This is a genomic window from Halomonas sp. TA22 (assembly GCF_013009075.1).
Lineage (GTDB): Bacteria > Pseudomonadota > Gammaproteobacteria > Pseudomonadales > Halomonadaceae > TA22.
In genome coordinates this window covers 2,636,533-2,663,033 of record NZ_CP053108.1, presented here as the reverse complement: position 1 = coordinate 2,663,033, position 26,501 = coordinate 2,636,533, and the positions used below count along the sequence as shown (strand labels likewise).

Annotated in this window: 19 protein-coding genes; 2 read left to right on the top strand and 17 right to left on the bottom strand. The window is 63.5% G+C overall.

Features of this window, described 5'->3' with window-relative positions; genetic code table 11:
* Positions 1-40 precede the first annotated feature (40 nt).
* The 4 genes from alaS to HJD22_RS12525 form a co-directional block, all read right to left on the bottom strand.
* A complete protein-coding gene (gene alaS, locus HJD22_RS12540; RefSeq protein ID WP_208654813.1) occupies positions 41-2,653 on the bottom strand; it encodes an alanine--tRNA ligase in 2,613 nt (870 codons plus the stop codon).
* Positions 2,654-2,814: 161 nt separating this feature from the next.
* Entirely contained in the window at positions 2,815-3,279 is a 465-nt protein-coding gene (locus HJD22_RS12535) for a regulatory protein RecX (RefSeq protein ID WP_208654812.1), read from the bottom strand.
* A 3-nt stretch (positions 3,280-3,282) separates the two neighbouring features.
* The gene (recA, locus tag HJD22_RS12530; protein WP_208654811.1) at positions 3,283-4,341 is read right to left on the bottom strand and encodes a recombinase RecA; all 1,059 of its coding nucleotides are present in this window, start codon (positions 4,339-4,341) and stop codon (positions 3,283-3,285) included.
* 98 nt (positions 4,342-4,439) lie between these two features.
* Positions 4,440-4,949: a CinA family protein gene (locus HJD22_RS12525; RefSeq protein ID WP_208654810.1), complete on the bottom strand. Its 510-nt coding sequence runs from the start codon at positions 4,947-4,949 to the stop codon at positions 4,440-4,442.
* Between the two features lie 121 nt (positions 4,950-5,070).
* Here HJD22_RS12525 and mutS point away from each other — a divergent pair, with 121 nt between their 5' ends.
* Both mutS and fdxA read left to right on the top strand, forming a co-directional pair.
* On the top strand, positions 5,071-7,653 hold the full coding sequence (gene mutS, locus HJD22_RS12520; protein WP_208654809.1) for a DNA mismatch repair protein MutS: 2,583 nt from the start codon (positions 5,071-5,073) through the stop codon (positions 7,651-7,653).
* A 188-nt stretch (positions 7,654-7,841) separates the two neighbouring features.
* Positions 7,842-8,165 carry a ferredoxin FdxA gene (gene fdxA / locus HJD22_RS12515; RefSeq protein ID WP_208654808.1) on the top strand — a complete coding sequence of 108 codons (324 nt, stop codon included), beginning with the start codon at positions 7,842-7,844 and terminating at the stop codon, positions 8,163-8,165.
* A gap of 605 nt (positions 8,166-8,770) precedes the next feature.
* Here fdxA and eno read toward each other — a convergent pair.
* From eno to pilM, 13 genes are all read right to left on the bottom strand, one after another.
* Positions 8,771-10,066, bottom strand: coding sequence for a phosphopyruvate hydratase (eno, locus tag HJD22_RS12510; protein ID WP_208654807.1), 1,296 nt, complete (start codon positions 10,064-10,066; stop codon positions 8,771-8,773).
* 66 nt (positions 10,067-10,132) lie between these two features.
* Positions 10,133-10,984 carry a 3-deoxy-8-phosphooctulonate synthase gene (gene kdsA, locus HJD22_RS12505; RefSeq protein ID WP_208654806.1) on the bottom strand — a complete coding sequence of 284 codons (852 nt, stop codon included), beginning with the start codon at positions 10,982-10,984 and terminating at the stop codon, positions 10,133-10,135.
* A 17-nt stretch (positions 10,985-11,001) separates the two neighbouring features.
* A complete protein-coding gene (locus HJD22_RS12500) occupies positions 11,002-12,663 on the bottom strand; it encodes a CTP synthase (RefSeq protein ID WP_208654805.1) in 1,662 nt (553 codons plus the stop codon).
* Positions 12,664-12,775: 112 nt separating this feature from the next.
* Positions 12,776-13,330 (bottom strand): cupin, encoded by a 555-nt coding sequence (locus tag HJD22_RS12495; RefSeq protein ID WP_208654804.1) that lies wholly within the window; start codon positions 13,328-13,330, stop codon positions 12,776-12,778.
* A gap of 125 nt (positions 13,331-13,455) precedes the next feature.
* Positions 13,456-14,889, bottom strand: coding sequence for an FAD-dependent oxidoreductase (locus HJD22_RS12490; protein WP_208654803.1), 1,434 nt, complete (start codon positions 14,887-14,889; stop codon positions 13,456-13,458).
* Positions 14,890-14,926: 37 nt separating this feature from the next.
* The gene (gltB, locus tag HJD22_RS12485; protein WP_208654802.1) at positions 14,927-19,381 is read right to left on the bottom strand and encodes a glutamate synthase large subunit; all 4,455 of its coding nucleotides are present in this window, start codon (positions 19,379-19,381) and stop codon (positions 14,927-14,929) included.
* Between the two features lie 419 nt (positions 19,382-19,800).
* Complete coding sequence (gene aroB / locus HJD22_RS12480) at positions 19,801-20,907, bottom strand: 3-dehydroquinate synthase (RefSeq protein ID WP_208654801.1); 1,107 nt, start codon at positions 20,905-20,907, stop codon at positions 19,801-19,803.
* Between the two features lie 2 nt (positions 20,908-20,909).
* The gene (gene aroK, locus HJD22_RS12475) at positions 20,910-21,452 is read right to left on the bottom strand and encodes a shikimate kinase AroK (protein ID WP_208654800.1); all 543 of its coding nucleotides are present in this window, start codon (positions 21,450-21,452) and stop codon (positions 20,910-20,912) included.
* On the bottom strand, positions 21,452-23,509 hold the full coding sequence (gene pilQ, locus HJD22_RS12470; protein WP_208654799.1) for a type IV pilus secretin PilQ: 2,058 nt from the start codon (positions 23,507-23,509) through the stop codon (positions 21,452-21,454). Before pilQ ends, aroK begins: the two co-directional genes overlap by 1 nt.
* Before the next feature lie 44 nt (positions 23,510-23,553).
* Complete coding sequence (locus HJD22_RS12465) at positions 23,554-24,090, bottom strand: pilus assembly protein PilP (RefSeq protein WP_208654798.1); 537 nt, start codon at positions 24,088-24,090, stop codon at positions 23,554-23,556.
* The gene (locus HJD22_RS12460; protein WP_208654797.1) at positions 24,087-24,704 is read right to left on the bottom strand and encodes a type 4a pilus biogenesis protein PilO; all 618 of its coding nucleotides are present in this window, start codon (positions 24,702-24,704) and stop codon (positions 24,087-24,089) included. Before HJD22_RS12460 ends, HJD22_RS12465 begins: the two co-directional genes overlap by 4 nt.
* The gene (locus HJD22_RS12455) at positions 24,701-25,258 is read right to left on the bottom strand and encodes a PilN domain-containing protein (RefSeq protein WP_208654796.1); all 558 of its coding nucleotides are present in this window, start codon (positions 25,256-25,258) and stop codon (positions 24,701-24,703) included. Before HJD22_RS12455 ends, HJD22_RS12460 begins: the two co-directional genes overlap by 4 nt.
* Positions 25,255-26,313 (bottom strand): type IV pilus assembly protein PilM, encoded by a 1,059-nt coding sequence (gene pilM, locus HJD22_RS12450; RefSeq protein ID WP_208656804.1) that lies wholly within the window; start codon positions 26,311-26,313, stop codon positions 25,255-25,257. The genes HJD22_RS12455 and pilM overlap by 4 nt, the downstream gene beginning before the upstream one ends.
* Positions 26,314-26,501 lie beyond the last annotated feature (188 nt).

Sequence of the window (26,501 nt, the reverse complement as noted above, 5' to 3'; positions counted from 1 at the left end):
CGCCACAAGCAGGGCTGGGCCTGTGGCCAGCCCTTGGTCGTCAATCGAGCCTGGCGGCCAGCCACTCCGGCACGCTTGCCAGCGCCTGGGGCAGCCCGGCGGGGTCGCTGCCGCCCGCCTGGGCCATATCGGCACGCCCGCCGCCCTTGCCGCCAACCTGGGCGGCAACATGATTGACCAGGTCGCCGGCCCGCACGCGGCCAGTCAGATCGTCGGTGACACCGGCGATCAGGCTGACCTTGCCGCTATCGCCGTCGGCCACCCCCAGCACCACGACGCCGGAGCCGAGCTTGCTCTTGAGCTGGTCGAGCACGCCACGCAGCTCCTTGCCGGAGACACCCTCGAGCTGCTTGGCCAGCAGCTTCACCCCTGCGATCTCGAGTGCATCGCTGAGCATGTCGCTGCCGGCGGCACTGGCCAGCTTGGCCTTGAGCCGCTCCAGCTCCTTCTCGAGGCCGCGGTTGCGCTCGATCAGCGACTCGACGCGACCTTCGACCTGCTCCGGCTTGGCCCTCAGGCGCTCGCCGATCCGTGCCACACGGGCCTCCTGCTCGAGGAAGTAGGCCAGAGCCCCCTCGCCGGTGATCGCCTCGATGCGTCGCACGCCCGAGGCGATGCCGGCCTCGGAGACGATATGGCAGCAGCCGATATCGCCGCTGCGGGTCACGTGAGTGCCCCCGCACAGCTCGATGGAGAAGTCATCGGCGCCGATGGTCAGTACCCGTACGTTATCGGCGTACTTGGCCTCGAACAGCGCCGCGGCCCCCTTGGCCTTGGCGGCCTCGAGGCTCATCTGCTCGATGCGGGTCTCGGCGTTGGCGAGGATCTGAGCATTGACGATCGCCTCCACTTCGGCCAGCTGTTCGGCCGTCATCGCCTCGAAGTGACTGAAATCGAAGCGTAGCCGCTCAGCACTGACCAGCGAGCCCTTCTGCTGCACATGATCGCCCAGCACCATGCGCAGGGCCTTGTGCAGCAAGTGTGTGGCGGAGTGGTTGCGCACCGTGGCGGCGCGCAGCGAGGCATCGACACGCGGCGTGACGATGGCGCCAACCTTGAGCGAGCCCTCGATCATGACGCCGTGGTGCAGGTGGTGCCCACTCTGTTTCTGGGTATCGGTGACCTGGAAGCGCCCGCCCTCGGCGATCAGATAGCCGCTATCGCCCACCTGGCCGCCGGACTCGCCGTAAAAGGGCGTCCGGCCGAGCACGATCACCGCCTTCTGCCCCTCCTCGAGGGCCGCCAGGGCATTGCCCTCGCCATCCAGCATGGCGGTGATGGTGGCGCTGTCCTCGAGACGGTCGTAGCCGGTAAAGGCGGTTTCTCCCTCGAGCTCCAGTGCCGCCTCGTAGGAGGCACCGAACTGGCTGGCGGCACGGGCGCGCTCGCGCTGCGCCTCAAGCTCGCGCTGGAAGCCCGCCTCGTCGAGGGTGACACCGCGCTCGCGGCACACGTCGGCGGTCAGATCATAGGGGAAGCCGTAGGTGTCGTAGAGTTTGAATACCGTCTCACCCGGCAGCACGTCGCCCTGAAGATCGGCAAGCGCCCCTTCGAGCAACCCCATTCCGTGGTCGAGGGTGCGGGCGAACTGCTCCTCCTCCTTGAGCAGTATGCGTTCGATCTGGGCACGCGCTTCGCGAAGCTCCGGATAGGCCTCGCCCATTTCGGCGTCCAGTGCTACCACCAGCTTGTGGAAGAAGGGCTCGCTGACACCGAGCTTGTGGCCGTGGCGAATGGCGCGACGAATGATCCGGCGCAGCACATAGCCGCGCCCCTCGTTGGAGGGCAGCACGCCATCGGCAATCAGGAAGGCACAGGAGCGGATATGATCGGCGATCACGCGCAGCGACGGCGCGGTGGTATCGCCGTGACCGGTCGCCTCTGCCGCGGCCTTGAGCAGGTTCTGGAACAGGTCGATCTCATAGTTGGAGTGCACGCCCTGCAGCACCGCGGCGACGCGCTCGAGCCCCATGCCGGTATCGATGGAGGGCTTGGGCAACGGATTCAAGTTGCCGGCCGCATCGCGATCGAACTGCATGAAGACCAGGTTCCAGATCTCGATGTAGCGGTCGCCATCCTCCTCAGGGCTGCCGGGAGGTCCGCCCCACACCTCGGGACCGTGATCATAGAATATCTCCGAGCAGGGCCCACAGGGGCCGGTATCGCCCATCTGCCAGAAATTGTCTTTCGCGCCGATACGCGCGATGCGTTCGTGAGGCACGCCGATTTCGTCTGCCCAGATGCTGTAGGCCTCATCATCCTCGGTAAATACAGTGACCCACAGTTTCTCGGCGGGCAGCCCCAGGCGTTCGGTGAGGAATGTCCAGGCAAGGCGGATGGCGTCACGTTTGAAGTAATCGCCGAAGCTGAAGTTGCCGAGCATCTCGAAGAAGGTGTGATGCCTTGCGGTATAGCCGACATTGTCCAGGTCGTTGTGCTTGCCGCCGGCGCGCACGCAGCGCTGGGACGAGGTCGCACGTACGTAGGGGCGCGGATCCTGCCCGAGAAAGACATCCTTGAACGGCACCATGCCGGCGTTGGTGAACAGCAGCGTCGGGTCGTTGCCCGGCACCAGCGAGCTCGTCGGCACGATGGTGTGGCCCTGCTCCTCGAAGAAAGTCAGAAAGGCCTGTCGAATGTCTGCGCTTTTCATAAAGTATCCGTGACGATAAGCATTTTGGCACGCCAGGCAGGCGTACTCCGGCCAGGCAAACCGGCGCGAAGCACAACTGAGCGCGACCACGCCGACACAAAGGGCAGTAGTATAACGCAGTCGTCAAGGAACTTTCAGCGGGAGAGATGCGGGGAAATGGGTCAATCGTTCCAGGCATTGGCCAAGGCATGGCGAACCTGGTCGAAATCGAAGCCGCGGCCGGCCAGGAAGCGTTCGCGACGGGCACGCTCGCGCGGGTCGCCGCCGGGGCCATCGAAGCGTCTGGCAAGGGTCTCGCAGGCCAGCGCGTACCAGTCCTGATCGGTCTCAGCCAGGGCCTGGGCGATCAATTCGCGGGAGACGCCTCGCTTGCCAAGCTCGGCGCGGATCTTGAGCAGACCCTGTCCGCGCGACACACGCGAACGCAGGAAGCTTTCCAGAAAGCGCTGGTCGCATTGCAGCCCCTGCTCGGCGAGCTGATCGAGACATGCCGACACCTCGCTGTCGGCATGTCCCTTGGCGGCAAGGCGCGATTGCAACTCGAAGCGTGAGTAGTCGCGTCTTGCCAGCAGGCGAATGGCATCGTCACGGGGAGAGGAATCGCCCCTGTCGGAAGTGCCAAGCATGAGTTAGAGCAGGTCGTCCTCGCCGCTCGCTTCGGGAACGGCGGATTCGGTCTCGGCCTTCGGCTCGACGGTGGCCAGCAGCTGACCGCGAATCTGCGTCTCGATCTCGTCCATGATCGCCGGATTGTCCTCGAGGAACTGGGCGGCGTTGGCCTTGCCCTGACCGATCTTGTTGCCCTTGTAGCTGTACCAGGCGCCCGCCTTGTCGATCAGGTTGCACTGCACGCCCAGATCGACGACCTCACCGGCATGGTAGATGCCCTTGCCGTAGAGAATCTGGAACTCGGCCTGGCGGAACGGCGGCGCCACCTTGTTCTTGACCACCTTGACGCGGGTTTCGTTGCCGGTAACCTCGTCGCCCTGCTTCACCGAACCGGTACGGCGGATATCCAGACGCACGCTGGCGTAGAACTTCAGCGCATTGCCGCCGGTGGTGGTTTCCGGACTACCGAACATCACGCCGATCTTCATGCGGATCTGGTTGATGAAGATCACCATGCAGTTGGCGTTCTTGATGTGTCCGGTCACCTTGCGCAGCGCCTGGGACATTAGACGTGCCTGCAGGCCGACGTGGGAGTCGCCCATCTCGCCCTCGATCTCGGCACGCGGGGTGAGCGCGGCCACCGAGTCGATGACGATCACGTCGACGCCGCCGGAGCGCACCAGCATGTCGCAGATCTCGAGCGCCTGCTCACCGGTGTCGGGCTGCGAGACCAGCAGGTCATCGAGGTTCACGCCAAGCTTCTCGGCATAGCTCGGATCCAGCGCGTGCTCGGCGTCGATGAAGGCGCAGGTCTTGCCCTGTTTCTGGGCCTGGGCGATCACCGACAGCGTCAGGGTGGTCTTGCCCGAGGATTCCGGGCCGAAGATCTCGACCACCCGACCATAGGGAAGCCCGCCGATGCCCAGTGCGATATCCAGCCCCAGGGAGCCGGTGGATACCGACGGCATGACGACGCGCGGGGTATCGCCCAGCCGCATCACGGTACCCTTGCCGAACTGGCGTTCGATTTGGGAAAGAGCGGCGTTGAGCGCCTTGGAGCGATTATCGTCCTGAGCCATTAAGGGCCTCCTACGATGACGAGAGGGAACTGAGCACTGTATGACTGCACAGTATTATGGAGAAAAAAGCGCGGCGCGCCTACCGTTCTCGCAATTTTTTAGCGTTCGAGCCGCGCGATCAGTCCGGCGAGGGCAAGCTGTACCGCTTGGTGGCGGATGGCCTCGCGGTCGCCAGGGAAGTGATGGCGTTCGGCCTGCTGCTGGTCATGACTGCCCCAGGCTAGCCATACCGTGCCCACCGGCTTCTCCTCGCTGCCACCACCGGGGCCAGCGACGCCGCTGATCGCCACCCCCAACGCCGCACCGCTGTCGCGACAGGCACCGGCCACCATCGCCTCGACCACCTCGCGACTGACCGCACCGCAGCGCTCGATCAACGCGCCAGGTACGCCGAGCAGGCGCGTCTTGGCGGCATTGCTATAGGTCACGTAACCAGTCTCGAAGTAGTCGGAACTGCCAGCCACGGCGGTGATGGCGCAGGCCACCCCGCCGCCGGTGCACGACTCCGCAGTGGTCACGTTGATCGCCCGAGCGCGACACAGCTCGCCGAGCCTTTCGCCAAGCGCGGCCGGGGCAAGGCTTTCAAGGTTATTGGCGGGGAGTGACATGGGTTTCTCCTGCTATCGACAGACTGACGGATCGCTTTGGTCAGCGTAGAATAGTGGCTTTTCGCAGCGACCGCAGGGTCGCTGCAAGGCCTTACGACCCACTCAAGTATCAAGGACTCCCATGTCTCAGGCCAGCGTGCAGCACACGCCGATGATGACCCAGTTCCTGAAGATCAAGCGCGAGCACCCCGACGTGCTGCTGTTCTATCGCATGGGCGACTTCTACGAACTCTTCTTCGACGACGCCAGACGTGCCGCCGCCCTGCTCGACATCACCCTGACCAGCCGCGGCCAGTCGGCCGGCAAGCCGATCCCCATGGCCGGCGTACCCTACCACAGTGCCGAGGGCTACCTGGCAAGGCTGGTCAAGGCCGGCGAATCGGTGGCGATCTGCGAGCAGATCGGCGACCCCGCCACCTCCAAGGGGCCGGTGGATCGCAAGGTGGTGCGTATCGTCACCCCCGGCACGCTGTATGACGAGGCGCTGCTCGATGCACGCCGCGACAACCTGTTGCTGGCCCTGCACCCTGCTGGCCACTGCTGGGGGCTAGCCTGGCTGGAGCTCTCCAGCGGGCGCTTCAGCCTGCTCGAGGTGGAGGGCGAAGCCGACATGCTCGCCGAGATCCAGCGCCTCGCCCCCGCCGAGCTGCTGGTGGCCGACGGCATCGATCTTCCCCCGGCACTTGCCGGGCGCAACGGCGTGCGCCGCCAGAGTGACTGGCTATTCGATCTCGACGCCGCCACGCGCACCCTGTGCGATCAGTTCAACGTGCAGGATATGCGCGGCTTCGGCTGTGCCCATCTGCGTGCCGCACTGACCGCCGCTGGAGTATTGATCGAGTATGCCCGCGATACCCAGCGCTCGCGGCTGCCCCACGTCACCGCCATTGGCGTGGAGAACCGCGACGACGCGGTGGTGATCGACGCCGCCACCCGGCGCAACCTAGAGATCGACATCAACCTCGGCGGTAGCCCCGACAACACCCTGGCCAACGTGCTCGACACCACCGCCACCGCCATGGGCTCGCGCTTGCTCAAGCGCTGGCTCAACCGCCCGCTGCGCGATCGCGCCCAACTGGGCGAGCGCCAGGCCGCCGTTACCCTGCTGCTGGAGCGTGAGGCGTTTGTGGCACTGCGCGACACGCTTGGCGCGATCGGCGATGTCGAGCGCATCCTTGCCCGGGTCGCGCTCTATAGCGCCCGGCCCCGCGACCTGGCCCGCCTGCGCGATGCACTCAATGCACTTCCCGTCCTGCAGACGTCGCTGGGCGAATTCGCCGAAGGCTCGACGCTGGATGCGCTGCGCCGCCATATTCGCCCCTATCCTGAACTTGCCGAGACCCTGACCCGTGCGCTGGTCGACAATCCGCCAGTGGTGATTCGCGACGGCGGGGTGATTGCCAACGGTTTCGATGCAGAGCTCGATGAGTACCGCGGTTTGGCCGAGCACGCCGGCGACTACCTGATCAAGCTCGAGACCCGCGAGCGCGAGCGTACCGGCCTTGCCGGGCTCAAGGTCGGCTACAACCGCGTGCATGGCTACTATATCGAGATCCCCCGCGCCCAGGCCCGCGAGATACCGATCGACTACCAACGTCGCCAGACGCTGAAGAACGCCGAGCGCTTCATCATTCCCGAGCTCAAGGAGTTCGAGGACAAGGCGTTGTCGGCCAAGTCACGCGCCCTTGCCCGCGAGAAGCTGCTCTATGATGCCCTGCTCGACACCCTGAATGCCGAACTCGACCAGCTCCAGGCCAGCAGCCGTGCCCTGGCCACCCTGGATGTGCTGGCAAGCTTCGCCGAACGCGCCCAGGTGCTCGACTTCACCCGCCCTCGACTCGCCGAGACGCCGGGCATCGCCATTCACGGCGGCCGGCATCCGGTAGTGGAGCGGGTCAGCGAGGCACCCTTCGTGCCCAACGACCTGATACTCGACGACAAGCGTCGCATGCTGGTGATCACCGGCCCCAACATGGGCGGCAAGTCGACCTACATGCGCCAGGCGGCACTGATCACCCTGCTTGCCCATACCGGCAGCTTCGTGCCCGCCGACGATGCCGAGATCGGCCCGGTGGATCGCATCTTCACCCGCATCGGTTCCAGCGATGACCTGGCAGGCGGTCGCTCGACCTTCATGGTCGAGATGACCGAGACCGCCAACATCCTGCACAATGCCACCGACTTGAGCCTGGTACTGATGGACGAGATCGGCCGCGGCACCAGTACCTTCGACGGCCTGTCACTGGCCTGGGCGAGTGCCGAGCATCTGACCCGGACCCGCGCCTTCACGCTGTTCGCCACTCACTACTTCGAGATGACCGCCCTGCCCGAACAGGCCGAGGGAGTGGCCAACGTGCATCTGACGGCCGCCGAGCACCGCGATGGGATCGTCTTCATGCATCGCGTCGAGGAGGGGCCGGCAAGCCAGAGCTACGGACTTCAGGTCGCACAGCTTGCCGGTGTGCCCCAGGGGGTGATCGCGCGGGCCCGTGAGAAGCTGGCTCAGCTGGAGCAACATGAGGTGGATCATGGCCGTCCCTCCATCTCCACGGCACCCGCCGATGGCTACGCCACGCCGATCCAGAACGACCTGTTTGCCACGGCGCCCCACCCGTTGATCGAGGAGCTTTCGGCCCTCAGCATGGATGAGTTGACTCCGCGCCAGGCACTCGAATTGCTCTACGCTTGGCGGGAACGCATATGAAGTGGGCATGACCTCATGCCAAAATGATCGAAAGGCGTTTGTCACGGCGTCTTGCTGGGCCCTGGCGACACCACTAGAATATGTCGCCATTAGAATGGCCGCTTATATAGAGCAGCGTGCTTATAACCCTATTCACGGTATCGGCAGGCAACCGAGCGCCGTCAGGAAAACGACCGAGGGGAAGTCACATGACATTCGTCGTCACCGAGAACTGCATCAAGTGCAAGTACACCGATTGCGTAGAGGTCTGCCCGGTCGACTGCTTCTACGAAGGCCCCAACTTCCTGGTCATCCATCCTGACGAGTGTATCGACTGCGCCTTGTGTGAGCCGGAGTGCCCTGCCGAGGCGATCTTCTCGGAAGATGAGCTACCGGAGGGGCAGCAGGCCTTCATCGAGCTCAATGCCGAACTCGCCGAGGTGTGGCCAAACATCACCGAGAAGAAGGATCCGCCAGCCGACGCCGAGGAGTGGGACGGCAAGCCGGGCAAGCTTGAGCAGCTCGAACGCTGAAAACCGCTACGCCAGACATGGCGACGCCGAATGCGAGGCATTCGGCGTCGTTATTTACCTGACGGGCTGCTTGGCTGGTCGATCAATCGACAAGGGCGACCCGAAGGTCGCCCGCTCCTAGCCACTCCTTGAGCAGTTCCCTCCGCTCTTTCTCCCTTGGTTTCCCTGCCCGGAGGCGACATCATGTCGCACCTGGCTCACCATTTCTGCATCCCGATGCATCCTGCCGGAAAAGCGACTGCCTCTCCATGTCCTGAATGAAGTGTGGCAGGTAGGAGGCAAGACTCAAACAGGGGGCAAGGGATGAGAAACAACGTTTCTCAAAACGCTGCACAACAAGGAGGGTAAAGCAAGGCAAATTGAATCGATGCAAATCAGGTCATTACCGATCGGCAATGCCCTGCAAGAGAACCGTCATACGTATCGAGCAAGCGATAAGACGCTCCTCTTGTCCGTAATCTCTTACATCAAATGAAGTGATAGATTACGCAGAGGAGGTAAAAATCGATTTCTTAATGTTACAAGGATCACGAATATAATGTCAAGGTAACAAAACTCAACGCGGGGAGTAAACCCCGCGCATGGAGAGCCCTCATACTAAGTGTCTATCCTTGTCCTTTAATCGCCGCCAGCCCCGGATAACGCGCCCTGTCGCCGAGCTGCTGCTCGATCACCAGCAGGCGGTTGTACTTGGCGACGCGGTCGCTGCGGCACAGTGAGCCTGTCTTGATCTGACCTGCCGAGGTACCCACGGCCAGGTCGGCGATGGTGGTATCCTCGGTTTCGCCGGAACGGTGCGAAATCACCGCGGTGAAACCCGCATCCTGCGCCATCTTGATCGCCTCCAGCGTCTCGGAGAGCGAGCCGATCTGGTTGAACTTGATCAGGATCGAGTTGCCGATCTTCTCATCGATTCCGCGCTTGAGGATCTTGGTGTTGGTGACGAACAGATCATCGCCGACCAACTGCACGCGATCGCCAAGCTTGTCGGTCAATGCCTTCCAGCCATCCCAGTCGGATTCGTCCATGCCATCCTCGATGGAGACGATCGGATACTGGTCGCACAGCTCGGCCAGGTAGTCGACGAAGCCCGAGGCATCATAGGCCTTGCCTTCACCCGCCAGGTCGTACTGGCCATCCTTGTAGAACTCGGAAGAGGCGCAGTCGAGCGCCAGGGTCACGTCACGCCCCAGTTGATAGCCGGCATCTTCGACCGCCTGCTGAATGACCTCGAGCGCCTCGGCATTGGAGGAGAGGTTGGGGGCAAAGCCACCCTCGTCGCCCACGGCAGTGGCCAGACCGCGGGCGGTGAGCACCTTTTTCAACGCGTGGAAAATCTCCGCCCCCATGCGCAGGCCTTCGCGGAAGTTGGTCGCCCCCACCGGCTGAACCATGAACTCCTGGATATCGACATTGTTGTCGGCGTGCTCGCCACCGTTGAGGATGTTCATCATCGGCACCGGCATGCTGAAGGACTCCGGCTGGCCATAGAGCTCGGCGATATGCGCATAGAGCTCGACGCCCTTGTCGGCAGCGGCGGCCTTGGCGGCAGCCAGCGACACGGCGAGAATGGCGTTGGCCCCCAGGCTTGCCTTGTTGTCGGTGCCGTCGAGCTTGAGCATCGCCCCATCAAGCTTGCGCTGGTCGTTGGCATCCATGCCAAGCAACGCATCGCGAATCTTGCCGTTCACGGCCTCCACGGCCTTCAGCACGCCCTTGCCCAGATAGCGGGACTTGTCGCCATCGCGCAGCTCAAGCGCCTCGCGGGAGCCGGTGGAGGCGCCGCTCGGGGCGCAGGCCACCCCCTTCGCTCCACTCTCCAGCACGACCTCGGCCTGAACGGTGGGGTTGCCGCGGGAGTCTAGAACCTCGAGGGCGCGAATATCGACAATAGTGGTCATGTTGTATCGTCCTTAATCAATCAACGGTTGTGGCAATGAATCGGGCTCGGTTGCGCGTGGCGGCGCTCAGGTAATCTCCAGTGGCGCAAACCCCTTGACGAGGTCGTCGAGCACCTTGAGCTGGGTAAGGAACGGCTCGAGCTGGTCCAGCGGCAGCGCACATGGACCATCGCACAGCGCGGCGTCCGGGTCCGGATGCGCTTCGAGAAACAGCCCGGCAAGCCCTACGGCAACGCCGGCCCGCGCCAGCTCCGCGACCTGGGCGCGCCGGCCGTCAGCACTGTCGGCACGCCCGCCGGGGCGCTGCAGCGAATGGGTGACATCGAAGAACAGCGGGTAGCCGGTCTGCTTCATGTCGCCGAACCCCAGCATGTCGACGATGAGATTGTTGTAGCCGAAGCTCGAGCCGCGCTCGCAAAGAATCAAGCGGTCGTTACCGGCCTCGCGGCACTTGCTGAGGATATGGCGCATCTCCTGGGGGGCCAGGAATTGCGGCTTCTTGATGTTGATCACGGCACCAGTGGCTGCCATGGCCACCACCAGGTCGGTCTGGCGCGCCAGAAACGCCGGCAGCTGGATGATATCGGCCACCTCGGCGGCGGGCGCCGCCTGCCAGGGCTCGTGAACGTCGGTGATGACCGGCACACCGAAGCGCGACTTCACCTCGGCGAGGACCTCAAGCCCCTTCTCGAGGCCGGGGCCACGATAGGAGTGGATCGAACTGCGGTTGGCTTTGTCGAAGCTCGCCTTGAATACATAGGGGATACCGAGCTTGGACGTGACCTCGACATAGGCCGCGGCAACCTCGAGCGCCAGCTCGCGGGACTCGAGTACATTCATGCCGCCAAACAGCATCAGCGGTAATGAATTGCCGGCCCTAAGGCCGGCGAATTCAATGATCTTCTCCTGATCGCTCATAATCGACTCCTTGCTTCTCAGCCCTGGGGTTGCGCCTGAGCATGCAGGCGGGCCCGCACGTTCTTGTGCTCAAGCGCGGCATTGACGAAGCCGGAGAACAGCGGATGGCCGTCACGCGGGGTTGAGGTGAACTCCGGGTGGAACTGGCACGCCACGAACCAGGGGTGATCGGGCAGCTCGATCATCTCGACCAGCGACTGATCGACGCTCTTGCCGGAGACGATCAACCCGGCCTTCTCCAGCTCGTCGATGAACTGGTTGTTGACCTCGAAGCGGTGGCGGTGACGCTCGACAATCTCATCGGCCCCATAGGCCTCACGCGCCTTGGAGCCCGCCTTGAGGTGACAGAGCTGTCCGCCGAGACGCATGGTGCCCCCCAGGTCGGAGGCCTCGTCACGCAGCTCGATCTTGCCTTCGGCGTTGATCCATTCGGTGATCAGGCCCACCACCGGATGCAGAGTATCGCGGGTGAACTCGGTGGAGTTGGCGTCCTCCCAACCGGCAATATGCCGGGCGAACTCGATCACCGCCACCTGCATGCCCAGGCAGATGCCGAGATAGGGCACCTTGTTCTCGCGGGCATAACGGGCCGTGGCGATCTTGCCCTCCACGCCGCGCTCGCCGAAGCCGCCCGGCACCAGAATGGCATCCTTGCCGGCCAGCCGCTCGGTGCCCTGGCGCTCGATGATCTCGGCATCGATGTAGTCGATGTTGATCTTGACCCGGCTCTGGATGCCGGCATGGATCAGCGCCTCGTTGAGCGACTTGTAGGCGTCGAGCAGCTCCATGTACTTGCCGACCATGGCGATGTTGATCGATTTGAGCGGATTGAGCTTGGCGTCGAGGACATGAATCCACTCGGCGAGGTCGGCCGGTTGCGCCTCGAGGCGCAGCTTGTCGCAGACGATCTCGTCAAGACCATGTTCGTGCAGCATCAGCGGAATGCGGTAAATGGTATCGGCATCCTGCAGCGGCACCACCGCACGCTCCTCGACATTGGTGAACAGCGCGATCTTGCGCCGCTCGCTCTCCTCGAGTTCGACTTCGCTTCGGCAGATCAGGATGTCAGGCTGGATACCGATCGAGCGCAGCTCCTTGACGCTGTGCTGGGTCGGCTTGGTCTTGGTCTCGCCGGCGGTCTTGATATAGGGCACAAGCGTCAGGTGCATGAAGATCGCGCGGTTGGCGCCAAGCTCACTTCTGATCTGGCGAATCGACTCGAGAAACGGCAGCGACTCGATATCGCCGACGGTACCGCCGATCTCGACCAGCGCCACGTCGAAACCCTCGCCACCCTCGTAGACCCGCCGCTTGATCTCATCGGTGATGTGCGGGATCACCTGCACCGTGCCACCCAGGTAATCGCCGCGGCGTTCCTTTCGCAGCACGTTCTCGTAGACGCGGCCGGTGGTGAAGTTGTTGCCCTGGGTCATCTTGGTGCGGATGAAGCGCTCGTAGTGCCCCAGATCGAGATCGGTTTCAGCGCCATCTTCGGTGACGAATACCTCACCATGCTGGAAAGGGCTCATGGTGCCGGGATCGACATTGATATAGGGATCCAGCTTGAGCATGGTGACCTTGAGGCCGCGAGCCTCGAGAATCGCCGCCAGCGAAGCCGACGCAATGCCCTTGCCGAGAGAGGACACAACGCCGCCGGTCACGAAGATATATCGTGTCATGAAGAACCTGTCGAAACGTGATCAGAAGGCGCAGAAGGAAACCACGCCAGGATGGGTCGACAGAGTAGCAGATTCGACCCCGGCGCTCAATTTTGGCCTTTACGGCACAGGCTCAGCGCCACCACTGCGTCATGGTGCCCCCCAGCGGATCGTACTGGGGACGGCTCACCTTGGCGATGCGCGTCACCGCCGCATCATGCTCGGCCGGGTCAGCCCGCAGCAGGTCGAGTTCGGGCTGGTCCACGGGATAGGCCGCAAGCAGCAGAAAGTCATCGCTGGATTGGACATGGCAATGCCCCGTACCGGCGGGCAGCACCAGGACATCACCTGCGCGCACCTCCACATCACGCCCCGCCTCGCCCCCCAGGCGCAGGAGTCCCCAGCCGGCAAGCGCACCAAAGCCTTCGTGCGCGATAGAGTGATAGTGATGATAGTCATAGACGCCCCCGCGCCAGCTCGGCTTCCAGCCATGGGCGGTAAATAGGCTCGCGAAGCGTTGCGCCAACGCCTCCTGGTCCAGCGCAGGGTCGACGCCCCGCGAGCGAAAATGCAGCGTCGCCAGACGAGTGTTGGGAATGCGGCCATCGTCATCGAAGGTCAACTGCTCGGGGGCAACGGGCCTCTCGTCCGGGGATAACAGCCCTAATGATGCCAACGCGTCGTTCATATCGCTCCGCCTCTTGTCGATGTGAGATACCTTGAGTCTAGAAGAGCTCGCGGCCGGGAGGAGAGTGCAAACGAAAACGCCCCGGCCAGTGGCCAGGGCGAACGCCTATCACAAGCAGTGGTGGGTTACACCTCGAGGTAGTCGAGAATCCCCTCGGCGGCCTGGCGACCCTCGAAGACGGCGGTCACCACCAGGTCGGAGCCGCGCACCATGTCGCCGCCGGCGAAGACCTTCTCGTTGCTGGTCTGAAAGGCGAACTTGCCCTTATCGAGCTTGCCCTGCTCCTTGGCCACCACCCGTCCGCGGTCGTCGATCTGGATGTCGTGGGTCTCGAACCAGGCGATTTCACTGGGCTGGAAGCCGAAGGCGATGATCACCGCGTCGGCGGAGAGCACCTCCTCCGAGCCCGGCACCACCTCGGCGCGGCGACGGCCCTTCTCGTCGGGCTCGCCCATCCGCGTGCGCACCAGCTTGACGCCCTCGACCTTCTCCTCGCCGACGATTGCCACCGGCTGGCGGTTGAACAGGAACTCGACGCCCTCCTCGCGGGCACTGGCCACCTCGCGCCGGGAACCGGGCATGTTGCCCTCGTCGCGGCGATAGGCACAGGTCACGCTGGAAGCCCCCTGACGGATCGAGGTGCGATTGCAGTCCATGGCGGTGTCGCCGCCGCCCAGCACTACCACACGCTTGCCCTTCATCGAGACGTGCTCGTCGGTCGCCACGTGGTAGCCGAGGTTGTGGTTGATGTTGTCGATCAGGAAGTCGAGCGCCTTGTGCACGCCGGGCATGTCTTCGCCGGGGAAGCCGCCCTGCATGTACTTGTAGGTGCCCATGCCCATGAACACGGCATCGTATTCGTCGAGGAGCTGCTGGAACTCGATGTCACGCCCGATCTCGACGTTGAGACGGAACTCGATGCCCATCTCCTCGAAGATCGCGCGGCGACGCTTCATGACGTGCTTTTCGAGCTTGAACTCGGGAATGCCGAAGGTGATCAGGCCACCGATCTCAGGATAGCGGTCGTAGACCACCGGCTTTACGCCATTGCGCGCCAGGATATCGGCGCAGCCAAGCCCTGCAGGTCCGGCGCCGATCACCGCCACGCGCTTGTCGGTCCAGGTCACCTTGGACATGTCCGGGCGCCAGCCCATGGCGAAGGCGGTCTCGGCAATATACTTCTCGATCGAGCCGATGGTGATCGCACCGAAGCCGTCGTTGAGAGTGCAGGCACCCTCGCACAGCCGCTCCTGGGGGCAGACGCGCCCGCACACCTCCGGCAGCGTGTTGGTGCGGTGCGATAGCTCCGCGGCCTCGAGAATATTGCCCTCGCTGACCAGCTTCAGCCAGTTGGGAATGTAATTGTGGACCGGGCACTTCCACTCGCAGTAGGGATTGCCGCAGTGCAGGCAGCGATGTGCCTGACTCGCGGCATCCTGAGGGCGGAACGGTTCATAGATCTCGGTGAACTCCTTGGCCCGCAGCCTGGCATCCTTCTTCGGGCGGTCCTGGCGAGCCACATCGATAAACTGGAAATCGTTGGATAAACGGTTAGCCATGTTGTGTTTCTCCTCTATCTCGATCGAGCAGCCGAGGCTACTCGGGCCGCCGGCGTGATTCGGCCAGCAGGCCGTTCAGGCTTGCCGCTTTGGGCTTCACCAGCCAGAAGTGGCGGATATAGTCCGAGAAGTTGCTCAGAATCTCCTGCCCCCGCACGGATTGCGTCTCGGCCACGTACTCCTGGATCACTTCACGCAAATGGCGACGATATGCCTCCATCATCTCGGTATTCACCCGGTGAATCTCGACCAGCTCATGGTTGTAGCGATCCACGAAGCTGCGATCCTGATCGAGCACATAGGCGAAGCCTCCGGTCATGCCGGCACCGAAGTTGAGGCCGGTATCGCCAAGTACGCAGACCAGGCCGCTGGTCATGTATTCACAGCAGTGATCCCCCGCGCCCTCGATCACGGCATGGGCACCGGAGTTGCGCACCGCGAAGCGCTCGCCGGCGGTACCCGCGGCGAACAGCTTGCCGCCGGTCGCGCCATACAGGCAGGTGTTGCCGACGATGGCGGTCTTGTGGCTCTCGAAGCGACTGCCCTTGGGCGGTGTGATGATCAGCTTGCCGCCGTTCATCCCCTTGCCCACGTAGTCGTTGGCATCGCCCTCGAGATAGATGTTCAGGCCGCGGGCGTTCCATACGCCGAAGCTCTGCCCCGCCACCCCGGTCAGTCGCAGGGTGATCGGTGCATCCTCGAGGCCCGCCTCGCCGTAGCGCTTGGCCACCTCGCCTGAGACCCGCGCCGGCACCGAGCGGTCGCAGTTGCTGATGGTAAAGCTGAACTCGCCGCCCGACTTGTGCTCGATACTCTCCTTGAGCGCATCGAGAATCTCCTCGTTCTTGGTTGCCAAGTCATGCGGCATGTTGCGCTGGACCTGACAGAAGCGCGGTGCATCGCTCGGCACCCAGTCGTTGCCGAGCAGCGGGCCGAGTTCGAGCTTGCGCTGCGAACTGGTCAGCCCTTCGATCTTCTCGAGCAGGTCGGTGCGTCCGATCAGGTCTGTCAACTGGCTCACGCCGAGTGAGGCCATGATCTCACGCGCCTCTTCGGCAACGAAACGGAAGTAGTTCTTGACCATGTCCACCGTGCCGCGGAAGTGCTCGTCGCGCAGATAGTCGTTCTGCGTGGCGACGCCGGTGGCACAATTGTTGAGGTGGCAGATGCGCAGGTAGATGCAGCCCAGCGAGACCATCGGCGCGGTGCCGAAGCCGAAGCTCTCTGCGCCGAGAATCGCCGCCTTGACCACATCGAGGCCGGTCTTCAGGCCTCCATCGGTCTGCAGGCGGATCTTGTCGCGCAGCCCGTTGATGCGCAGCGCCTGATGCACCTCGGGCAGGCCCAGCTCCCAGGGGCTGCCGGCGTGCTTGATCGAGGTCAGCGGGCTCGCTGCGGTGCCGCCGTCATAGCCCGAGACGGTGATCAGGTCGGCATAGGCCTTGGCCACGCCGGTGGCGACGGTGCCGATCCCCGGCTCGGAGACCAGCTTGACCGAGACCAGCGCCTCGGGATTGACCTGCTTGAGATCGAATATCAGCTGGGCCAGATCCTCGATGGAGTAGATATCGTGGTGCGGCGGCGGCGAGATCAGGGTGACGCCGGGCACCGCATAGCGCAGCCGTGCGATCAGCTCGTTGACCTTGCTGCCCGGCAGCTGGCCGCCCTCGCCGGGTTTGGCGCCCTGGGCAACCTTGATCTGCAGCACCTCGGCATTGGCCAGGTAGGCCGGGGTGACCCCGAAGCGTCCGGAGGCGATCTGCTTGATCTTGGAGGAGCGGATGGTGCCGTAGCGCGCTGGATCCTCGCCCCCCTCGCCGGAGTTGGAGCGACCGCCGGCCTCGTTCATTGCCTGGGCCAGCGCCTCGTGGGCCTCCGGCGACAGCGCTCCCAGCGACATCCCGGCACTGTCGAAGCGCGGAATCAGCGACTCCACCGGCTCGACCTCGTCGAGCGGTATCGGCTGCTCGGACAACTTGAGCTTGAGCAGGTCGCGGATGGTGGCGACCGGCCGCTCGTTGACCAGCTGCGCGTATTGCTTCCACTTGGCGTAGTCGCCCTCCTGCACGGCGGCCTGCAGCGCCTTGATCACATCCGGGTTGTAGGCATGGTACTCGTAGCCATGGACATACTTGTAGAAGCCGCCTTGACGCGTGGTCTTGCGCGCAATCCACGCCTCCCGCGCCAGCAGCTCCTGCTGCAACTGCAGCTCGGCGAAGCCGGTTCCCTCGATACGCGAGGCCATGCCCGGGAAGCACAGCTCCATCACCTCCGACGAGAGCCCCACCGCCTCGAACAGCTGCGCACCACGATAGGAGGCGATGTGCGAAATGCCCATCTTGGAGAGGATCTTGAGCAGCCCCTTCTGCATGCCCTTGCGATAATTCTCGCGAGCATCCGCCGGGTTGCCCACCAGGTCGCCGGTGCGCTGCATGTCGGCCATCACCTGGTAGGCGAGATAGGGATAGACCGCCGTGGCACCAACCCCGAAAAGAACCGCCATCTGGTGCGAATCGCGGGCGAAGCCGGTCTCGACGACGATATTGACGTGGGTGCGCAACCCCTTGCCGCCCAGATGGTGGTGCACCGCGCCGACGGCGAGTGCCGGGTGAATCGGCAGATACCCCTTGGTCAGTCCGCAGTCCGAGAGCACCAGCACCACCTTGCCGCTGCGCGCCGACTCCTCGGCCTGCTGACAGAGCGAGACGATGGCCTGCTTGAGCCCGAGCGACTCGGGATCGTAACCCAGCGACAGCGTGTCACTGGCGAAGGCCTCGTCCTCGTGATGCGTCAATGCCATGAACTTGCGCGGCGACAGTATCGGCGTGGTCAGGATCAGGCGGTGAGCATGCTCGGGTGTGGCCTTGAAGACGTTGAGCTCGGCACCCATGCAGGTCTCGAGCGACATCACGATCGCTTCGCGCAACGGATCGATGGGCGGGTTGGTGACCTGGGCGAACTTCTGGCGGAAGTAGTCGGTCAACGGCCGCGGCTGGCTCGAGAGCACTGCCATCGGCGTGTCATCGCCCATCGAACCGACCGCCTCCTGGCCCGATTCGGCCAGCGGACGTAGGATCTGGTCGCGCTCCTCGTTGGTGACCAGGAACATCTTCTGGTAGATGCCGAGCTCATCGATCTCCATCGGCTGGAAACGCGCCAGCTCGGTCAACGAGGACTCGAGGTAACTGGCGTTCTCGTTAAGCCAGCGCTTGTAGGGGTAGGCGCTCTTGAGCCGCTCGTCGATATCGTCGGTATGCAGTACCTCGCCGGTGTGGGTATCCACCGACAGGATCTGGCCCGGCCCGACACGGCCCTTGGCCACCACGCTCTCGGGCGAGTAGTTCCAGATGCCGATCTCGGAGGCCACGGTGATGTAGCCGTTGTCGGTAATCACCCAGCGCGCCGGACGCAGGCCGTTGCGATCGAGCATGCACACCGCATGGCGGCCGTCGGTCACGACGATGCCGGCCGGGCCGTCCCAAGCCTCCATGTGCATCGAGTTATACTCATAGAAGGCTCGCAGGTCGCCATCCATGCTCTCCACGTTCTGCCATGCCGGCGGCACCATCAGGCGCACTGCGCGGTAGAGCTCCATGCCGCCGGTCATCAGCACCTCGAGCATGTTGTCCATGCTCGAGGAGTCGGACCCCTCGGTGTTGACGACCTGGTCGAGCTCGGTGATGTCGGGCAGCAGCTCGGAGACGAAATTCGCCTTGCGCGCGTTGGCCCAGTTGCGGTTCGCCTCGATAGTGTTGATCTCGCCGTTGTGGGCGAGGAAGCGAAACGGTTGCGCCAGCGGCCAGCGCGGCGCGGTGTTGGTGGAAAAACGCTGGTGGTAGACGGCGATGGAGATCTCCATGCGCTCGTCACCGAAATCAAGATAGAAGGTCGGCAGGTCCTCCGGCATCATCAATCCTTTGTAGGAGATGACCTTGGAGGAGAGCGAACTGACGTAGAAGTCCTCTTCGCGGGCAAGCTTCTGCTCGGCGCGGCGGCGCGCCATGAACAGATCGACGTTGAACAGCGTGTCGTCGCTGCGCTCGGCATTGGGGGCGACAAAGATCTGACGGATCCTGGGCTGGCACGCCTGGGCGATGGGGCCGCATACACTCGAATCGTGGGGAACGCTGCGCCAGCCGAGCACCTCGAGCCCGCGCTCACGCAATTCGGCTTCAAAAGTGTCACGGGCGTCGGCCTCACGAACGTCGTCGTCGGGCAGGAAGACGCTGCCTACCGCGTACTGCTCGCCAAGCGTTATCCCCAGCTCATCGCTGGCCACACCGCGCATGAACGCGTCGGGCATGGAGAGCAGCAGCCCACAGCCATCGCCGGTCTTGCCATCGGCATTGATGCCACCGCGGTGGGTCATGCAGGTCAGCGACTCGATTGCCGTCTTCAACAGATCGTGGCTCGCCTGGCCTTCCATATGGGCGATCAAGCCGAAGCCGCAGTTGTCGCGGAACTCACCAGGCTGGTGGAGACCTCTATTCATGGGCGTGCCCTCACAGAAAATTCGTAAGCTTGTATTCAGAAAGAAGGCGAGGCATAATTACCGGTTTTTCTTGTTATTTTATAAGGGTTTTTGAGCTGCCATTCTGAGATAAAAAGGCCGGTCAGCATAGCCAGCCCTTCCCTCCAGCGCAATTCTCCCGCACCTTCAGGTTCCCAAAAAACATTGCAAAATCGCGCTCTTAGGCTTCCCTTGGAAATAAAACCCCAAAGCCTTCAAAGGCTTAGCTCACCCCTACCACGCAGTCCCCTAGGATAATACTTTGGTCTAATTTTCACCTTTCCCCCCATGCCGATCGTGCATATGGCATGCGAATCGTGTCAGAGAGATCGCAAGCACCCCTATAACGCAAAACCCCCGCAGATGAACGCGGGGGTTATTGTCAGCGACTCTCTGGTAGCTCAGCGGCGGGGAAACTCGTCGAGGAAGCGCTCGAGCTGCCCGTGGGGCGTTTCGTCATCGATCACCGCATTGCCAAGCCCTTGGAGTAGGATCAGCCGCATTCGGCTATCGACGTTCTTCTTGTCGAGCCGCATGCGCTCGAGAAAGTCCTGCGCCGACATCTGCGCCGGCGCCATCAACGGCAGACCGGCCGCTTCGATCACGGCGTGGGCACGCGCCTCCTCGGCCGCCGACAGCCACCCCAGCCGGCAGGAGAGCGCGGCGGCCATCATCATCCCGGCCCCCACCGCTTCGCCATGCAACCAGTTGCCATAGCCCTGGTGCGCCTCGATGGCGTGCCCAAAGGTGTGACCAAGGTTGAGCAGGGCCCGCACTCCCTGCTCGGTCTCGTCCTCGGCGACGATAGCCGCCTTCAGGGCACAACTGCGATAGATCGCCTCGCGCAGCGCCGTCTCATTGAGCCCACGCAGCGCCGTCATCTGCGCCTCAAGCCAGGCCAGGAAATCGGCATCGCGAATCAGCCCATACTTGACCACCTCGGCCAGGCCCGCGGACAGCTCCCGCTCGGGCAGGGTCGCCAGGGTATCGGTATCGATCAGCACCATCTTCGGCTGCCAGAAGGCACCGATCATGTTCTTGCCGCGCGGATGGTTGACGCCGGTCTTGCCGCCCACCGACGAATCCACTTGGGAGAGCAGCGTGGTCGGTACCTGAATGAAGGCCACGCCACGCTGGTAGCTCGCCGCGGCGAAGCCGGCCATGTCGCCGATCACTCCACCGCCCAACGCCACCAGGGTGCAGCGCCGATTGAAGCCCGCCGCGATCAGCGCATCCCAGATCCGCGATAACGACTCCACCGTCTTAGTGGCCTCGCCATCGGGCAGAATGACCTCGCGCACCTCCAGCCCCTGCGGCAGCCCCTGCTTGAAGCGCTCGAGATAGAGCGGCGCCACCACCTCGTTGGTGACGATCATGACCTGCTTGCCGACCAGGTGGGGCGCGACCCAGCGGTCGTCTCCCAGCAGGCCCGAGCCGATATGAATGGGGTAGCGACGCTCGCCAAGCTCGACGTTCAGGGTGACGGGGGGTACGGGTGACTGGGACATGTTCACGCCTTGCATTGCAGTGGATCCACCAGCCGCGTGACGCGGCGCATGATCTCGCCGACCACCGCTCGCGGGCCGCGACGGTCGGTGCGCACCAGCAGATCGGCGGTGGCCCGATAGAGGGGATCGCGGGTGGCGAACATTCCACGCAGGATCTCCTCGGGGTTGCCGTTGCGCAGCAACGGCCGGTTGCGATCCTTGGCGGTGCGCTTGAGCTGCTGTTCGACGGTGGTATAGAGGTAGATGACGGAGCCCCGCTCGCGCAGGGCACGCCGATTCGATTCGCGCAGCACGGCTCCGCCCCCGGTGGCGATCACCAGGCCGGAGCGACGGGTGAGCTCGTCGATCATCTGCTCTTCGCGCTCGCGAAATCCCAGCTCGCCCTCGACATCGAATATCCAAGGGATATCGGCACCGCAGCGAGCCTGGATCTCGTGATCGCTATCCACGAACTCACGCGACAGTTCGGCCGCCAGAAGGCGGCCGATCGTGCTTTTTCCGGCCCCCATGGGACCGATCAAGATAAGGTTGGGTAAATCCTGCATCAGCGAAGCGCCAGACCGTCCTCTAGGATTCGAGGAGTGATGAATACTAGCAACTCTACCTTTTCGCTGGAGTCTTGTGTATAGCGAAACAGGTTACCGATGAGAGGAAGGTCGCCGAAGAAGGGCGTCTTGAACAGGCTGCGGATCTGCTCGGTGGTCAGAATTCCGCCCAGCACCACGGTTTCACCGTTGTTGACCAGCACCTGCGTCTCGATCTGATTGGTGTCGATGGCGGGCGCACCATCGTAGGTCTGATTGGCGACCGTGTCGTTGTTGATCACCAGATCCATGATGATGCGGTTGTCCGGCGTGATCTGCGGCGTCACCTCAAGCGACAGCACCGCCTCCTTGAACTCGGTACTGGTGGCACCGCTCGAGGTCGCCTCCTGGTAGGGGATCTCGGTGCCCTGCTTGATGATCGCGGTGCGCTGGTTGGCGGTGATCACACGGGGCTGGGAGATCGTCTGGCTCTTGCCCTCGCTCTCCAGTGCGCGCAGCTCGAGATCGAGCAAGACGTCACCCGACAGATAGCCGAAGGAGAAGGTGCTCAGAGGGTTGGTGGCATTCCCCATGTCCACGGCCAGCCCACCCATTGCCCGGTTGAGGCTGCCCGGATTAATATTTCGGCCAACGTATGTGCCATCCTCTGCCAGCTGGAATCCTCTGGTCGATTGCGCACCCCAGCTCACACCCAGCTCCCGCGTGGCGCTGTCGCGGGCAATCACGATACGCGCCTCGATCTGCACCTGACGCACGGCGACGTCGAGCTGCTCGAGGGAGCGCAGGATCTGCTGGAGCTGATCGGCGGTGTCCTGAATCAGCAATGTATTGGTACGCACATCCACACTGACCCGGCCACGCTCGGTCAATAGCCCGAAGCCACCGTCGCCGCGCAGCAGCGCCGCCAGGTCGGCGGCACGCGCATAACGCACCTGGAGAAACTCCGTGATCAGCGGGGCCAGGGTCTCCATCTGGCTGCGCGCTTCGATCTCCTGACGCTCGAGATTGGCCAGCTCGGACGCCGGCGCCACGACGATCACGTTACCCTCCTGACGGCTGGCGAGCCCCTGGCTCTTGAGCACTAGATCCAGCGCCTGGTCCCAGGGCACTTCCTGCAGATTGAGCGTCACGCTACCCGAGACGCTGTCGCTGGCCACCAGATTCAAGCCGGTGAATTCGCCGATGATCGACAGTACCGAGCGCACTTCGATGTCTTGGAAGTTGAGGGTGATGCGCTCCCCGGTATAGGGGAAACGCTGACGCTCACGCGTCTCACGCTCGACCGGCGAGACCGGCTGCGCCTCGATCACCAGCTCACGTCCGCTCTGGGTGGAAAGCATGGCAAAGTCGCTGGTGCCCTCCAGCGTCAGGGTCACGCCATCGCGGCCAGTCTGGGGCGTGACACGCACCAGGGGCGTGCCGAAATCGCTGACGTCGAGTACCTGATCCAGGTCGTCGGGAAGCGTGACGCCTCTTAGCTCCGCAATGATGCGATTGCCGCTTTCACGCACCCGGGCGTCGATCCCGGCCCGGTCGAAGGTCACGATCAGACGCCCGCCGCCCTCACCACCGCGCCGAAAGTCGATCTCTTCGATGCTGGGCTGGCGACTGACGGGGGCGACAGGCGCAGCCTCCACCGCCGTCTGGGCAGGCGGCGAGGTGCCGGCCGCTGCGGTGGAGGCATTGCCAATGGAGAGACGCAGCAGATCGCCCTGCTGGCTGGTATTGTAGGGCAGCGGGCCATCGAGAGCGAAGACCAGCCGCGTGCGCGAGCCCGCCTCCAGGGTCGTGACGCTCTCGACCCCGGCCAGATTGAGCTCCTGACGACGCCGCTCGATCTGGCTCGTCGTCTCCATCAGGTCGATGGCCAGCCGCGGTGGATCGTCGAGACGATAGCCCCGCACTTCGGGAACGCCACCGCTGAAGCGCATCTCCACGTCAAGCTCGCCCGACGCGCCCTGGCGAAATTCCAGCTCGGTCAGGGCCGACGCGGCCCACACGGGCAGCGCCGCCAGTGCCAGCGATACGATGATCGCCGTACGGCTGATGATATTCATTGTGACGTCCCCTGCTGGCGCCTTACCGGCTCGACTTGTCGAGCTCAGCGGCGCCGGTCATGTTCTTGTGTCAATGCAAGCTGCTGCGTGCGCTCCATCCAGCCACCCCGGGCATCGTTGACGAGTTCGACCAGCTGCACCGAGTGGTGGGTAATGGCCACGATTCGTCCATTGTCAGCGCCCAGGTGGTTACCGATGCGCAGACGATGCACCTGCCCGCCTGGCGCCTTGATCAATGCCGAGGGCTGATTGGCCACCGTCAGGATGCCCACCAGTGTCAGCGCCTCCAGTGAGTACTCCTCCAGCGGCTCGCGGGGACGCTGCAGGTCGGGGGCAAGCCCATCGGATACGGCGGCCGGGTTATCGGCAGGCAACCGCGAAATAAACGGGCTGCGCTGGTCGCCCTGGTCGTAGCTGAGCGACTGGTAACTCGGCACTTCCGGCAACGCGGGAACCACCAACTCACCCGGGTTGCGCCTCAGCGCGTCGAGCTCGCGATCCAGCCCGGCAATATCCGGATCGGCGCACCCCGCCATGCCGAGGATGACCAGCAGCGAGCCCAGACAGCGAGCTGGCCTCATGGCAACACCTCGGTGTCGGTGTGGTAGCTATAGGTACTTGCCAGCATCGACAGACGCAGCTGGCCTGGACCCGCCGGCGCCAGGGTGAAGTCATGCTGCGTCACGATCCGCGGTAGCCCCGCCACGCCGGCCAGGAAGGCGGCGATGCGGTGATAGTCGCCCTGCACCTGGATATCGAAGGGCTGCTCGATGTAGAACTCCCGCTCCACCGGAGTACGCAGGCGTATCACGTCGATGGTCAGCTGATTGTCGATGGCCGTCTCGCTGATATTGTCTATCAATGAAGGTATTTCGGCCCCGGTAGGCAACATCTTGAGCAGGAATTGCAAACGGTTGTCGAGCTCCTCCGCCTGCTCGCGCATGGTCGGCAGATTGGCCGCCTGCGCCGCCTTGCTGCGGTAATCGCTCAGAAGCTCACGCTCTTGGCGCTCGGCAATGGCCAGCTCCCCGGCCTTGGGTGCGGCCAGATACCAGTGCATGCCGGCGAAAGCCAGGCCCGCTGCCAGCAAACAACAGGCCAGCTGCAGCGACCAGGGCCAGCCCCCCGCCTCCTTTATGTCGAGCTCCCGCCAATCCAGCTCGCGCAGTCGCCGCCACTCGCCCGAGACGTTCATGGCGCCTCCTCCCGAGCCGGCATGTGTTGGGTGACGCTGAGACTGAAACGCCGGCGACTGCCGCTCTCCTCGGCCTCCACCTCAGAGAGCACCGGGATGTCGAGTGCCGAGGCGGCCGCCAACGAGCGCAGCTGATTGGAGACCTGGCGGTTGCTCTCGGCAAGCCCCGACAGACGCAGCGTATTGCCCTGTCGCGAGAGCTGAGTGTAGTGAACTCCCTCTTCGAGGCTCTCCACTAGCTGGTTGAAGACGTAGACCGTCTGCGGACGCCCGACCTGAAGGCGCGTGAAGACACCGATCTGTTCGAGCATTCGCTCGCGTGCCGCCTCGTGTTCGCCGATGGCGCGGATGTCGCGGTTCAAGCTGGCGGTCTGGGCCTGGATATGCGCATTGCGTTCACGCTGCGTATCGAGCCGATCCTGATAGTAGGCGATGACTGTGCCCCCCGCCGCGACACCCGACACCACCATCAGCGCCAGGGCGACGAAGAAGCGCCGGTTATGCCGTTCACGGGCGCGCTCCCGCCAAGGCAGCAGATTGATCTCGATACTCATTTGCGCCCCCGCATCGCCAGTCCGCAGGCAGTCAGCATGGCTGGCGCATCATCGGAGAGGGTATGGATGTCGATACGCGAGTTGACCTTCATGCCCAAGAAGGGGTTGGCGATCACCACCTCCATGCCGCTGTCGCTGGCCAGCCGCTCGCTGAGGCCAGGAATCACACTGGAGCCACCAGCCAGGATCAGCCGCTTGACCTCATGCTTGCGTCCAGCGGTGTAGTAGAGCTGCAGCGAGTGTCCCACCTGCTGTACCACGGTATCGAGAAAGGGCGTCAACACCTGGGCAACGTAGTCATCCGGCAAGCCTCCGCGCTTCTTGGCTAGCCCCGCCTCTTCGTAACTGAGACCGTAGCGACTACGGATATCCTCGGTCAGTTGCCGGCCACCGAATACCGTGTCGCGGCTGTAGGTGATGCGCCCATGACTCAACACATGGAAGGCGTTCATGTTGGCACCAAGGTCGATCAGCGCCGCGCAGTCGTCACTCTCGGGCCCGGGGAGCTGCTGGCGCAGTTCGGCGAAGGCACGCTCCATGGCGAAGGTTTCGACATCCACCGCTGCCGGTTCCAGTCCGGCCTGGAGCAGGGCCTCGGTCAGTTGGGAGACATCCCGCTGGCGACAGGCGACCAGCAGCACATCCTGCTGATCGCCATAGCGCGCATTCAGTCCCAGTCGCTGAAAATCGAAGGCCACCTCACTGAACGGAAATGGAATATGCTTGTCGGACTCAAGTTGAATGCGTGCGGCGATCTCGTCATCGTTGAGCGAGGCAGGAAAGGTGAGGGTCTTGGTAATGGTGGCACTGGCGGGTACCGCCGCGCAGGCGCGGCGAGAGGTCAGGCGCGCCTGCTCGACGGCGCGCTTGAGCGCTTCGACCACGGCGTCCATATCGCGGATACGGCGCTCGATAACGGCGCCTTCGCGAAGGGGCCGCACGGCATAGCTATCCACCTGATATTGGGAAGCCGTGCGTTTGAGCTCGATCAATTTGACCGTCGCCGACGTGATGTCGACACCGATCCATCCGGCGCCGGAGCGCTTCAATCGCACCACCTAGAGACCCCTGCGCCACTTGCGTAGTGGCTTTTTTCATTCTTATCGGATTTGAATCAGTCTGGTTGCCAGACTTTCCCATGAGATTACATGATATTTCCAGGCCGACATAATTGTCATGCTGTTTCCGCTTCTACGCTGGTCGCATCGGTGGCGAGTTCATATAATGCCTTCTCGCTCTGCGT